Below are 12,859 nucleotides of genomic sequence, written 5' to 3' on the forward strand. Positions count from 1 at the left end.
CCTGACCCCATGCCGAACTCAGAAGTGAAACGCCGTAGCGCCGATGGTAGTGTGGGGTCTCCCCATGTGAGAGTAGGGAACTGCCAGGCATCAAACAAGTGAAGAGGCCATCCGAAAGGATGGCCTTTTTGCGTTTATACGCTGCACAAACTGATCCCCCATCACCCTGCTTATACGGTAAACTACCTGCGTTTTTGCATCAGGATAGCGTCTATGAACCACTCCCTTAAGCCATGGAATACCTTTGGCATTCAACGCAATGCCAATCAAATTGTACGTGCCGATACAGCACAGCAGCTGCTGGATGCATGGCAAAACGCGACAGAAAATAACGAACCCGTACTGATTCTGGGCGAAGGAAGTAATGTCCTGTTTCTCGATGATTTTGCGGGAACGGTGATCGTTAACCGCATCATGGGAATTGATGTGGTAGAGCGTGCCGATAGCTGGCACGTGCACGTGGGTGCCGGAGAAAACTGGCATCATCTGGTGCAATTTACCCTCGAAAAAGGGATGCCGGGTCTGGAAAACCTTGCGCTTATTCCAGGCTGCGCCGGATCGTCACCTATTCAAAACATCGGCGCCTACGGCATCGAACTGAAACACGTCTGTGAATATGTCGACTGCATCGAGCTGGCGACCGGAACGGCGACGCGTTTAACCGCAGAACAGTGCCGTTTTGGCTATCGTGACAGTATCTTCAAACATGAATATCAGGATCGCTACGTGATTGTCGCCGTGGGTTTGCGTCTGTCGAAGAACTGGCAGCCCGTATTGACCTACGGGGATTTAACGCGTCTCGATCCGGCGACCGTTACCGCTCGCGACGTCTTTGACTCGGTTTGCCATATGCGGATGACCAAGCTTCCCGATCCAAAAGTAAACGGAAATGCAGGAAGCTTCTTCAAAAACCCGGTTATCAGCAGCGAAAATGCAAAAGTCTTTCTTGAAGGATGGCCCGCAGCGCCACATTACCCTCAGACGGATGGCAGCGTGAAGCTGGCCGCGGGGTGGCTCATCGATCAATGCCAGCTAAAAGGCACTTCAGTAGGCGGTGCCGCCGTTCACCAACAGCAGGCCCTGGTGCTGATTAACCAGCGCGATGCGACCAGCGACGATGTGGTACAGCTGGCTCACTACGTTCGCCAGCGTGTCGGCGAAAAATTTAACGTCTGGCTGGAGCCAGAAGTCCGCTTCATTGGTCGCACAGGTGAAGTCAACGCTGTGGAGACTATCGCATGAAGGACAATACGGTCCCGTTAACCCTGATTGGTATCCTGGCGGACGGTGAATTCCATTCCGGCGAGCAGCTGGGTGAACAGCTGGGCATGAGCCGCGCCGCCATTAACAAGCATATCCAGACGCTCCGTGACTGGGGTGTTGATGTATTTACGGTTCCCGGAAAAGGCTACAGCCTGCCGGAGCCGATTCAGTTGCTGAATGAAGACGCGATCCGCAGCCAGATTGGACACGGCAATGTGGCGGTGCTGCCGGTGATTGATTCGACGAACCAGTATCTGCTTGATCGTCTGCCTGAGCTGAAATCCGGTGATGCCTGCGTTGCTGAATATCAACAGGCCGGTCGTGGCCGTCGTGGCCGCAAATGGTTTTCGCCATTTGGCGCTAACCTCTATCTGTCCATGTACTGGCGACTCGATCAGGGCCCGGCCGCTGCCATTGGCCTGAGTCTGGTTATCGGCATCGTCATGGCGGAAGTGCTGCACGATCTGGGGGCGGATAAAGTGCGCGTAAAATGGCCAAATGACCTCTACCTCAACGATCGTAAACTTGCCGGGATTCTGGTCGAACTGACGGGAAAAACGGGCGATGCGGCGCAAATCGTCATTGGCGCAGGCCTCAATATGGTGATGCGCAATGTCCAAAATGATGTGGTGAACCAGGCCTGGACTAACCTCCAGGAGGCGGGGATCGTCATCGATCGTAACACCCTTGCCGTACGTATGATTAAAGAGCTGCGCAGCTCGCTCACGCTTTTTGAGCAGGAAGGGCTGGCACCGTTCCTGTCTCGTTGGGAAAAGTTGGATAACTTCATCAACCGCCCGGTGAAATTGCTGATCGGTGATAAAGAGATCTACGGGACTTCCCGCGGTATTGACGCTCAGGGTGCGCTGCTTCTGGAGCAGGATGGCGTGATCAAACCCTGGATGGGCGGTGAGATTTCCCTGCGAAGTGCCGAATAACCGGATGGAGTGAATGATGCGAAAACCCGTCTGCGCGACGCTGGCCGTCATGATGAGTCTGCTGTTCTCACCCCTCTCTCAGGCAGGTCAGGCCTGGGAGAGTTACAAGGCGCGCTTTTTCAAACCGGAAGGCCGCATTGTCGATACCGGCAATGGCGGCGTGTCGCATACGGAAGGTCAGGGCTTTGCCATGCTGATGGCAGTGGCCAACGACGATAAAGCCACGTTCGATAAGCTCTTGCAATGGACAAACCGTGAGTTGAAGAACAAAGAGAACGGTCTGTTTTACTGGCGCTTTAACCCCGCAGAGTCCAACCCGATCGCCGACAAAAACAACGCTGCCGATGGCGATGTGCTGATTGCCTGGGCGCTGCTTAAAGCCGATGCCCGCTGGCATGACAAACGCTACAGCGCCGCATCGGATGCTATTACAAAAGCGCTGGTCGCCCATAGCGTCATCCGCTATGCGGGTTACCGCGTGATGCTGCCCGGCGTCCAGGGATTTAAGCTTGACGGTGAAGTGGTTCTTAATCCTTCCTATTTTGTGTTTCCGGCCTGGCAGGCCTTCGCCGGACGCAGTCATTTGCCGGTCTGGCGCGATTTGATTAAGGACGGGGAACGCCTGCTGGGGAAAATGGGCTCGGGTAAAGCGAACTTGCCCACTGACTGGGTTTCACTGACATCAGGTGGCAAGCTGGCTCCCGCTAAAGGCTGGCCGCCGCGAATGAGCTATGACGCGATTCGTATTCCGCTGTACGTTGCCTGGTCTGATAAACAAAGCCCGCTCCTGACGCCGTGGAAGGCCTGGTTCGGTCAGTTCCCCCGGGAACAAACGCCCGCCTGGGTTAACGTCACGACTAACGAATATGCGCCCTACATGATGGAAGGTGGTCTGCTGGCGGTTAGGGATTTAACGATGGGACAGTCTTCCGGAGAACCCGAAATCACGTCTAAGGACGACTACTATTCGGCAAGTCTGAAAATGCTGGTGTGGATTTCAGAGCAATAATAACGCACCGACTATCCCCTCTCCCCAATGGGGAGAGGGGTAAATCAGTTACTGTGGATACGGTACCCAATCCCCGCCGTTCAGGCGAACGTACGGTTTGTTCTGATACTGAATCACTACCGCGTTGGCGTTCTCCGAGACTTCTGCCGTTTGCGGCAGTTTGCTGGTGAGCTGGTCCCAGTTCACGCTATCTTCCACAAAGAGTTTCCCGTCAACGGCGCGGGCAACCAGTTCTGAGATTGCCAGATAGCTGGTTGGCTGCGTAATCTCTATTGGTGCGCCCTGATGCGGTGCCTTCATACCAAAGAATTTAATGCCTGCAGGTACGTTGGTGATGGACGGGCTTGGGATATCACGCAGACCTGACACCTGCATTCTGTCACCTTTCAGCGCACCACCGTGCTCAGGCACCACAACCACCATCACTTTACGGCCTGATTTTTCCAGCTCCGTGAAGAACGCGTCCAGCTCGTCGAAGAACTTCTGCGCACGCACTTTATAATCTGCCGTTTTGCTCACGCCCGGGAAATGGTTACCGTCATGGAGCGGCAGGGTATTAAAGAACGTCGCGCTGCGTGGATTACTGTCTTTTTCGATGGTCTGCAGCCAGCGTTGCAGGACGGCGGTATCGTCATAGACGGGCGAGCCGTCGAAGCCCAGCAGAGAGACAGGAAGACCGGTTTGGTCCATCAGCGGTGACTGCATGCCACCCTCTTCGCGCACCTCTTTCAGGAAGTTACCGAACTGGCCGTTATGTCCCAGCATCAGATGCTGCGTAAAGCCCAGCTTGGCGAGGTTATCGAACAGATAACACTGGTTGCCAGCGGGTTGATACAGATTCTTATGCGATGCCTGACCGCAGCTTGCACGCAGGAGGCGGATGGCCGCCGGGCCGCTGTACGAGGTGGCAGAGTTGAAATCTTTAAACTGAATGTCGAAATGAGACCACAGCGGATGAGACATCAAACCGGCTGCATCCACATCGGCCCAGGAGAGAGAGCAGATGTTGATCACCAGCAGTTCAAACGGCTGAGCATCCGCCGGCAGCGCATCCGGGAATTTCGTCTGTCGCTTGTCTTCCGCGGTATAGAAACTGGAGAGCCAGGCGTTCAGGTTGGTTGAGGTCGGCGGTGCTGTCTGGGTTGGGATATCACCCACCACTGGCGTATCGCCTGCCGTGGTGACGGTGGCCGCCGCGCTTCCCCCGGTGGTGGTCACCGTGGTGGTCGGTTGACCGGCAGGCCATAGCGAAAAGTTTGGCCCAGCCAGGGTCAGCACGTTAAGCCAGATCATAATCGCGACGACAAACACCGTGACGCGGATCCACTGTGACAGGAACAGCCAGGCAACCAGCAGCACAAATACCGCGCCTATCATCTGCCAGTTAATAAACCGCTCGGTCAGATCGAGGACATAGCTGGCGCTAAAGCCCGCCACCTGGGACCCCTGGCTCATAATGCTGTCCGGCCCCGGTAGCCAGGTATCATGCCAGAACAGCGCAAAGCCGACGGGGATGGCAACCCAGTGACGTAAGCGATGCAGCCTGATATTTGGCAGCGGCATCAGCAGGAAGGCCATAAACACGAGGTTGAGTAGAGGATGGAAATTCAGATAGCCTGCCCAAAGCAGACCAAACTTCACCAGAAAGTAGAAGTTCCAGCCGGAAAGGCCGCGCCAGTATTGCCAGAGCGGCGAGGGTGACGAAGCGGTATAGGTAGAATTAGTCATGTTTTCGGTCTGCCTTGACGTGTGATGCCCGTGTCAGTGTTCCGGCTGGTTTTACATAGCGAGGTTTTATAAACAGCACTCTGGCCGTATCACGGATACGGCGTATGGAATGACGCGCATAGTAGCCAAGCGGGAAAAAGATCAGCGCACAGAATATAACCAGTTGAATAATATCGCTGATATTCATGATGATGCGTTCTCCGCGTTGTCTGTTAATAAGCGAAGGGGTTCCGGAACCCGACGCCAGACGTGTCCATCATGTCTGGCATTGAGGATCGGTTTAGCATCGCTCTTGATAGCGAGCGGTTTAACCCATTGTTCAGGCTGGAGCGCACGCATCTGCACCAGCTCCGCGCTGATCGTATTATCTTCGAACCAAATCATACGGTTCGAGAAAATATCCCCGGTAGGCAGGGGGAAGATGTGGTTAAGCGCCGTATCGAGATCGTTTACCCGGCAGAAGGACAAAAACAGCACCAGGCGATTGTCGCCAATGGTCATGATGTCCCCTGTACGGTTCGGGCGGCATAAGGTAAGCGCCTGTTCAACGCGGATACCCGGAACAGGGCGCAGGGCAACCATAACCCCTTTTCCGTCTGCAGGAAGAAGCGTATTGCTCATCATGTTGCCGACGGCGTCGCAGAAGGTATCCCATTTTTGGTAACCGCGCAGCTTCATCGGCTGCGTCATGGAGAGCAGCGTAGAAATGTCTTCCGGTACATGGCGGCTAAACTGCTGACCCTGAACGCTTTCGATAAGCGTCAGGCAGCGTGACAGCGGCGCGTTCCAGGGGATAACCATATTGGCGCCGCAACCCAGAAGCAGACGCTCATCGGTGGCGCGCAGGCTGGTATTGTTTTCGCGTACGATGATTTTTAACGCACTGCCGCGCTGGCGGCGTAAGGTGTGGATTTGCCTCGCCAGCGTCTCAATCTGGTTATTCTGCATCAGCGAGAAAATAATCGTTGCCGCCTGGGTTGTGCGCGCTTCATGGAAAAGGGCTTCGTTAGATTCAAACAGTGACCAGTTTTCCGACAGGGCGGGCGCCCCCTCTAAAACCGCGATATGGCTCAGAATGCGTTTTTCATCACTGCGCGGCTGCACCACGGTTTCTTCCTGCTGCGCCAGGTGCCACTTACCCTCGATATGTTTCAGCGTAAGTTGTTGCCTGGCGCTCACACCTTTTTCATTACACCAGAATGCAATATCGTAGAGATAGCTTCCCGCCTGGTCACGAACGCTTGCCAGACCGAACAGGGAGCGATATTCACCCATTAAAAGTGAGAATAGCTTGTCATTATTACTGCCGGGATTGACTATCAATAGCGTGCAATTTTGAAATTTTGCCCATTTATTGATTTTTTCCAGCCACGGCAGCAGTTTTTCAGAAGGGATATTTTGCAGGACGTTATTTGCGCATTTAAGGATCACTAAATAGTGATCCGGATCAATAGTGCACTGAACGTCGCGGGACAAAAAGTATAGACTATCGGCATCCGATGTCATGGAAAATAATCGCACCGTCTGAGGCCCGCAATCGTTTTCCAGCGTGATAATTTTCTTCGGATCTTCGCCCATGCTAATGACGGCCACGCGGGAATCCTTATCCTGGGCATCAATTGTCTGGTTTACCAGACTGATAGCATCTTCATTTCGGTCCGTATTAATCCACCAGACTCCTCCGACTGGCATGTGGCTCAATTCGTCCCATAATGACTGGATGCCAATAGAAAATATGGAGTCCACGGTGTCCCTCTTTTCGTCTAATTTATCTGTATCTCAGTTTACTAGCGAAAGCGTAGAAATAAACCTAACATTGAAATTAAAGAACATCAGATTTAGCATGTAAATGAAATTTGTCAGGGCAGGAAGCCCCGCAACTTCTTTAGCGTGCGATTTTCCTCAAAGGGATGGAAAAAGAATGGATAATAACGAACCCGGAACCCCAGTCGATTCGACCCTGGGTTACACATTCCAAAACGATTTTCTGGCGCTGACGCAGGCCTTTTCTTTACCTGAAATAGATTACACCGATATTTCCCAGCGGGAACAGTTGGCCGCGGCTATTAAACGCTGGCCGTTATTAGCTGAATTCGCCCATCAACATTAAGGGAGCCATTGATGGCCATACTCGGATTACAGGGTGTCCGTGGCGGTGTGGGTACCACATCTGTTACCGCGGCGCTGGCGTGGTCATTACAGCTTTTAGGTGAATCGGTGCTGGTTATTGACGCCTGCGCCGATAATTTGCTGCGTATGTCGTTTAACGTCGACTTTACTCGCGAAGAGGGCTGGGCCCGGGCGCTGCTCGACGATAAAGACTGGCAGGATGCAGGGATGCGCTATACCTCCCAGCTCGATCTGCTGCCGTTTGGTCAACTGACCACCACGGAGCGCGAGAATGAAGCCGCGTATCAGCGTCTGTTTTCGCAGTTCACGCTGGCGCTGCAGGCCCTGAAAGAAAAGGGGCACTACAAGTGGATCCTGCTGGATCTGCCGCACGGCGCCGGCACGCTGACCAGACAGCTTATTGCCCAGTGCGATCATGTGCTCTCGATCGTCAACGTCGATGCGAACTGCCATATCCGCCTGCATCAGCAGGGGCTACCTCAAAATGGCCATATCCTGATTAACGATTTGCGCATTGGCAGCCAGATCCAGGACGATCTGTATCAGGTCTGGCTGCAGAGCCAGCGCCGCCTGCTTCCCATTGTCATCCATCGTGATGAGGGCATGGCGGAATGCCTTGCGTCTAAGCAACCGCTCGGCGAATACCGCAGCGATTCACTGGCGGCAGAAGAGATCCTGACGCTGGCTAACTGGTGTCTGCTGAACTTCGCCAACAGGGCGGAGCATGCAGGGAGTGATGTATGAGTCGTCTCGCCAGCTGGTTACTCATCCCACCGGTCAGTTCGCGTTTGAGCGAACATTACCGGCATTTTCGCCGTCACGGCGCGTCGGCATTCAGCGCCGCGCTCGGCTGTTTCTGGATGATTCTGGCCTGGATGTTTATTCCACTCGAACACCCGCGCTGGCAGCGCATACGTGCCCGGCACAGTGAATTGTATCCGCACATTAATCCTGACCGTCCGCGTCCACTGGATCCGGCGCGTTATCTCATTCAGGCCATCTGGCTGGTGGCGACCTCATCCCGCGCGGAGACAAAAACGCCGCACTGGCGCAGTTTCTCCCGCGTGCAGCAGCTACGTGAACGCTACCACCAGTGGCTGGATAAACTGCCCAACAGCGTCAGCGATAAGACCAGCCATCTGGATAACCATAAAGAGCTCGGGCATCTCCACCCGGGCTTGCGGCGTTTTATCCTAGGCGTGATCGTCGTGTTCTCGCTCATTCTGGCGCTGGTCTGTATTACGCAGCCTTTCAACCCTCTGGCGCAGTTCACCTTCCTGATCCTGCTGTGGGGCGTGGCGCTGCTGGTCCGCCGTATTCCGGGCCGCTTCTCGGCGCTGATGCTGATTGTGTTGTCGTTGACCGTCTCCTGTCGCTACATCTGGTGGCGTTATACCTCGACGCTGAACTGGGACGACCCGGTGAGTCTGGTGTGCGGCCTGGTGCTGCTGTTTGCTGAAACCTACGCCTGGATTGTGCTGGTGCTGGGCTATTTCCAGGTGATTTGGCCGCTCAACCGCCAGCCGGTTCCGCTGCCAAAGGACACGACCCAGTGGCCAACCGTCGATCTCTTCGTGCCGACCTACAACGAAGACCTGAGCGTGGTGAAGAACACCATCTATGCCGCGCTGGGCATCGACTGGCCGAAAGATAAGCTCAAGGTCTGGATCCTGGATGACGGCAACCGTCCGGCGTTCCGCCAGTTCGCGGAGGAGGTCGGCGTCGAGTACATCGCCCGTCCGACGCACGAACATGCTAAAGCCGGGAACATCAACAACGCGTTGAAGTATGCCACCGGGGAGTTTGTCTCGATCTTTGACTGCGACCACGTGCCGACGCGCTCGTTCCTGCAGATGACTATGGGCTGGTTCCTGAAGGAGAAAGAGCTGGCGATGATGCAGACGCCGCACCACTTCTTCTCGCCGGACCCGTTTGAACGTAACCTTGGCCGTTTCCGTAAAACACCGAACGAAGGCACGCTGTTCTATGGCCTGGTGCAGGACGGAAACGACATGTGGGATGCGACCTTCTTCTGCGGCTCCTGTGCGGTTATCCGCCGTAAACCGCTGGATGAAATTGGTGGCATCGCCGTCGAAACGGTCACCGAAGATGCGCACACCTCGCTGCGTCTGCACCGTCGTGGCTACACCTCAGCCTATATGCGCATTCCGCAGGCTGCCGGTCTGGCAACGGAGTCACTGTCGGCGCACATTGGCCAGCGTATTCGCTGGGCGCGCGGGATGGTGCAAATTTTCCGTCTCGATAACCCACTGATAGGGAAAGGGCTCAAGCTGGCGCAGCGTCTTTGCTATGTCAACGCCATGTTCCACTTCTTATCCGGTATTCCGCGGCTGATCTTCCTGACCGCGCCGCTGGCGTTCCTGCTCCTTCACGCTTATATCATCTACGCCCCGGCGCTGATGATTGCGCTGTTTGTTCTGCCGCACATGATCCACGCGAGCCTGACGAACTCGAAGATACAGGGTAAATACCGCCACTCCTTCTGGAGTGAAATCTACGAAACGGTGCTGGCCTGGTACATCGCACCGCCGACGATGGTGGCGCTGATTAACCCGCATAAAGGGAAATTCAACGTCACCGCGAAGGGCGGCCTGGTGGAAGAAGAGTACGTCGACTGGGTGATCTCCCGTCCGTATATCTTCCTGGTACTGCTGAATATCGTTGGCGTCATCGCCGGTATCTGGCGTTATTTCTACGGCCCGGAAAACGAAATCCTGACCGTCTTCGTGAGTATGGCCTGGGTCTTCTACAACCTGATTATCCTCGGCGGCGCGGTGGCGGTGTCGGTGGAAAGCAAGCAGGTTCGTCGTGCGCATCGCGTTGAAATCTGCATGCCTGCGGCGATCGCCCGTGAAGATGGCCATCTCTTCTCCTGTACCGTGCACGACTTCTCTGACGGCGGTCTGGGGATCAAAATCAACGGCCAGGCGAAGGTGCTGGAAGGGCAGAAAGTTAACCTGCTGCTTAAGCGCGGTCAGCAGGAGTATGTCTTCCCGACGCAGGTTGTTCGCGTGGCGGGCAATGAAGTCGGTCTGCAGCTCATGCCGTTGACCAAAAAGCAGCATATCGATTTTGTGCAATGTACGTTTGCCCGCGCGGATACGTGGGCTCTCTGGCAGGACAGCTTCCCGGAAGATAAACCACTGGAAAGCCTGCTGGATATTCTGAAGCTGGGGTTCCGTGGCTATCGTCACCTTGCAGAATTTGCCCCGTCGTCGGTGAAATTAATTTTCCGGTCACTTACTTCGCTGGTTTCCTGGGTCGTGTCGTTCATTCCTCGTCGTCCTGAGCGGGATGAGGCGAAGCAGGCGGACCCGGTTATGGCTCAACAATGATGATAACGCGATGAAAACAAAACTTTCCTGGTTATGTGCAGTGGCAATGGGGATGAATGTCCTCCCCGCAACAATGGCTAACGCCGCTCCTGGTAATGCAGCGGCAACGCCTGCGCCAACGGTACCTGTCGTCGCGCAAGCAACCGATCCGGTTGTCACCGCGGCACCAGGTCAAACAGAAAACATCATGCCGAACCAGCCAACGAAGGGGAACACCCTCCCTGCAGACGGTCAGGTCATCGGACAGGTGATGCCGGGCGTCCGGGGGGCGAATGCGCCCGTCGTCGCGGACAATGCGCCGTCGCGGGACGTGAAGCTGACCTTCGCGCAAATTGCGCCGCCTCCGGGCAGCATGGTGCTGCGCGGTATCAACCCTAACGGCGGCATTGAATTTGGCATGCGCAGCGATGAGGTCGTCTCTAATGCGGTGCTGAACCTTGAGTACACCCCGTCACCGTCGCTGCTGCCGACCCAGTCTCAGCTGAAGGTCTACCTGAATGATGAGCTGATGGACGTTCTGCCGGTCACCAAAGAGCAGCTGGGCAAGAAAACCCAGGCTCAGGTGCCGATTAACCCGCTGTTCATCACCGACTTCAACCGTATTCGCCTGGAATTTGTCGGTCACTACCGCGATGTCTGCGAAAACCCGGCCAGCAACACGCTGTGGATGGACGTCGGGCGTAACTCCTCGCTGCAGCTGACCTACCAGTCGCTGGCGTTGAAAAACGATCTTTCGGCCTTCCCGGTTCCGTTCTTCGATCCGCGTGATAACCGTCCGCTCACGTTGCCGATGGTGTTTGCCTCTTCCCCGGACGTGACCGAGCAGCTGGCGGCCACCATCGTGGCGTCCTGGTTTGGTTCACGCGCGGGCTGGCGCGGCCAGAGCTTCCCGGCGATGTATGACAAGCTGCCGGACAGAAATGCCATTGTGTTTGCGACCAACGCGAAACGCCCGGCCTTCCTGCGCGATCATCCGGACGTCAAAGCGCCGACCGTTGAGATGATAAGCCATCCGGAAAACCCGTACGTGAAGCTGCTGGTGGTCTTTGGTCGTGATGATAAAGATCTGGTGCAGGCAGCAAAAGCCATTGCCCAGGGCAACGTCCTGTTCCGCGGCAACAGCGTGGTGGTTGATGACGTCAAACCGCTGCTGGCGCGTAAACCGTATGATGCGCCAAACTGGGTGCGTACCGACCGTGCGGTAACCTTTGGCGAGCTGAAAACCTATGAAGAACAGCTGCAGGCGACGGGGCTTGAGCCAGCGCCGATTAGCCTGTCGCTGAATCTGCCGCCGGATCTGTACCTGCTGCGTACCAACGGCATTGATATCAATCTGAACTACCGCTATACCGCGCCAGCCACCAAAGACAGCTCGCGCATGGATATCAGCCTGAATAACCAGTTCCTGCAATCCTTCAGCCTGCAAAGCACGCAGGATACGAACCGCCTGATGCTTCGCCTGCCGGTGCTGCAGGGGCTGCTGGACGGTAAAACGGATGTTTCCATTCCGGCACTGAAGCTGGGTGCGATAAACCAGCTGCGCTTTGACTTCCAGTACATGAACCCGATGCCTGGCGGCTCGGCGGAAAACTGCATCACCTTCCAGCCGGTTCAGAACCACGTGGTGATTGGCGATGAGTCGACCATCGACTTCTCGAAGTACTATCACTTCCTGGCGATGCCGGACCTGCGCGCGTTTGCTAACGCGGGCTTCCCGTTCAGCCGCATGGCCGATCTCTCTGAGTCCATTGTGGTGATGCCAAAAGCGCCAAACGAAGGGCAGGTCACGACTCTGCTGGACACCATGGCGACCGTTGGGGGACAAACAGGATTACCGGCGATTAACGTCACGTTGACGGACGATGGCAGCCAGATTCAGAACAAAGACGCTGACATCATGGTGATCGGTACCATTCCCGATAAGCTAAAGGATGACAAGCGTATCGATCTGCTGGTGAAAGCGGCCCAGTCCTGGGTTAACACGCCGCTGCGCCAGACCGAGTTCCCGAGCATTATGCCGGATGTGAACGACCGTCAGGCCAGCGCGCAGACGACGGTAACGTCTCAGGGGGCGATGGCCGCGGTGGTGGGCTTCCAGTCCCCATACAACGAACAGCGCAGCGTGGTGGCTCTCCTTGCGGACAGCCCGCGCGGGTATGAACTCCTCAATACGGCCATGAACGACAGCGGTAAACGTGCCGCGATGTTTGGTTCCGTGTCGGTGATCCGTGAGTCCGGCGTCAATAGCCTGCGCGTGGGCGATGTGTACTACGTGGGCCATCTGCCGTGGTTTGAACGCCTGTGGTATGCGCTGGCCAACCATCCGGTGCTGCTCGCCATCCTGGCTGCGGTCAGCGTGGTCTTGCTGGCATGGGTGCTGTGGCGTCTGCTGCGTATCATCAGCCGTCGTCGTCTGAACCCGGATGAGTAAGATG

Annotated in this window: 10 protein-coding genes and 1 rRNA gene; 8 read left to right on the forward strand and 3 right to left on the reverse strand. The window is 55.7% G+C overall.

The features are described from left to right. The 4 genes from rrf to OTG14_RS20570 all read left to right on the forward strand — a co-directional run. Positions 1-89 (forward strand): 5S ribosomal RNA (gene rrf, locus OTG14_RS20555); the annotation flags it as partial. Between the two features lie 124 nt (positions 90-213). Beyond that, complete coding sequence (gene murB / locus OTG14_RS20560; protein WP_048992969.1) at positions 214-1,242, forward strand: UDP-N-acetylmuramate dehydrogenase; 1,029 nt, start codon at positions 214-216, stop codon at positions 1,240-1,242. Further along, positions 1,239-2,201, forward strand: a complete 963-nt coding sequence (gene birA / locus OTG14_RS20565) for a bifunctional biotin--[acetyl-CoA-carboxylase] ligase/biotin operon repressor BirA (protein WP_048992968.1) — start codon at positions 1,239-1,241, stop codon at positions 2,199-2,201. The genes murB and birA overlap by 4 nt, the downstream gene beginning before the upstream one ends. A 16-nt stretch (positions 2,202-2,217) precedes the next feature. Further along, a complete protein-coding gene (locus tag OTG14_RS20570; RefSeq protein WP_248273347.1) occupies positions 2,218-3,210 on the forward strand; it encodes a family 8 glycosyl hydrolase in 993 nt (330 codons plus the stop codon). A gap of 48 nt (positions 3,211-3,258) precedes the next feature. On the opposite strand, the gene bcsG is transcribed toward OTG14_RS20570, so the two are convergent. Genes bcsG through bcsE form a run of 3 tightly spaced genes read right to left on the reverse strand, consistent with a single transcriptional unit; the run spans position 3,259 to position 6,684 of the window. Then, a complete protein-coding gene (gene bcsG, locus OTG14_RS20575; RefSeq protein WP_267215683.1) occupies positions 3,259-4,938 on the reverse strand; it encodes a cellulose biosynthesis protein BcsG in 1,680 nt (559 codons plus the stop codon). Next, a complete protein-coding gene (gene bcsF / locus OTG14_RS20580; protein ID WP_024908822.1) occupies positions 4,931-5,128 on the reverse strand; it encodes a cellulose biosynthesis protein BcsF in 198 nt (65 codons plus the stop codon). Before bcsF ends, bcsG begins: the two co-directional genes overlap by 8 nt. After that, complete coding sequence (gene bcsE, locus OTG14_RS20585) at positions 5,122-6,684, reverse strand: cellulose biosynthesis c-di-GMP-binding protein BcsE (RefSeq protein ID WP_248273305.1); 1,563 nt, start codon at positions 6,682-6,684, stop codon at positions 5,122-5,124. Before bcsE ends, bcsF begins: the two co-directional genes overlap by 7 nt. 175 nt (positions 6,685-6,859) lie before the next feature. Here bcsE and bcsR point away from each other — a divergent pair, with 175 nt between their 5' ends. Genes bcsR through bcsB form a run of 4 tightly spaced genes read left to right on the forward strand, consistent with a single transcriptional unit; the run spans position 6,860 to position 12,855 of the window. Continuing rightward, positions 6,860-7,048, forward strand: coding sequence for a cellulose biosynthesis protein BcsR (bcsR, locus tag OTG14_RS20590; RefSeq protein ID WP_024908824.1), 189 nt, complete (start codon positions 6,860-6,862; stop codon positions 7,046-7,048). An 11-nt stretch (positions 7,049-7,059) separates the two neighbouring features. Further along, positions 7,060-7,812 (forward strand): cellulose biosynthesis protein BcsQ, encoded by a 753-nt coding sequence (bcsQ, locus tag OTG14_RS20595; RefSeq protein ID WP_267215684.1) that lies wholly within the window; start codon positions 7,060-7,062, stop codon positions 7,810-7,812. Then, entirely contained in the window at positions 7,809-10,424 is a 2,616-nt protein-coding gene (gene bcsA, locus OTG14_RS20600) for a UDP-forming cellulose synthase catalytic subunit (RefSeq protein WP_032648216.1), read from the forward strand. The genes bcsQ and bcsA overlap by 4 nt, the downstream gene beginning before the upstream one ends. A 10-nt stretch (positions 10,425-10,434) precedes the next feature. Then, positions 10,435-12,855 (forward strand): cellulose biosynthesis cyclic di-GMP-binding regulatory protein BcsB, encoded by a 2,421-nt coding sequence (bcsB, locus tag OTG14_RS20605; RefSeq protein WP_267215685.1) that lies wholly within the window; start codon positions 10,435-10,437, stop codon positions 12,853-12,855. The last annotated feature ends 4 nt before the right edge of the window (positions 12,856-12,859 follow it).

Source organism: Enterobacter pseudoroggenkampii, assembly GCF_026420145.1.
Classification (GTDB): domain Bacteria; phylum Pseudomonadota; class Gammaproteobacteria; order Enterobacterales; family Enterobacteriaceae; genus Enterobacter; species Enterobacter pseudoroggenkampii.

What these genes read in the sequence shown, in the direction of transcription:
- murB (WP_048992969.1), top strand. Translation starts at nt 214, where the DNA reads ATGAACCACTCCCTTAAGCCATGGAATACCTTTGGCATTCAACGCAAT.
- birA (WP_048992968.1), top strand. Translation starts at nt 1,239, where the DNA reads ATGAAGGACAATACGGTCCCGTTAACCCTGATTGGTATCCTGGCGGAC.
- OTG14_RS20570 (WP_248273347.1), top strand. Translation starts at nt 2,218, where the DNA reads ATGCGAAAACCCGTCTGCGCGACGCTGGCCGTCATGATGAGTCTGCTG.
- bcsG (WP_267215683.1), bottom strand. Translation starts at nt 4,938, where the DNA reads ATGACTAATTCTACCTATACCGCTTCGTCACCCTCGCCGCTCTGGCAA.
- bcsR (WP_024908824.1), top strand. Translation starts at nt 6,860, where the DNA reads ATGGATAATAACGAACCCGGAACCCCAGTCGATTCGACCCTGGGTTAC.
- bcsQ (WP_267215684.1), top strand. Translation starts at nt 7,060, where the DNA reads ATGGCCATACTCGGATTACAGGGTGTCCGTGGCGGTGTGGGTACCACA.
- bcsA (WP_032648216.1), top strand. Translation starts at nt 7,809, where the DNA reads ATGAGTCGTCTCGCCAGCTGGTTACTCATCCCACCGGTCAGTTCGCGT.
- bcsB (WP_267215685.1), top strand. Translation starts at nt 10,435, where the DNA reads ATGAAAACAAAACTTTCCTGGTTATGTGCAGTGGCAATGGGGATGAAT.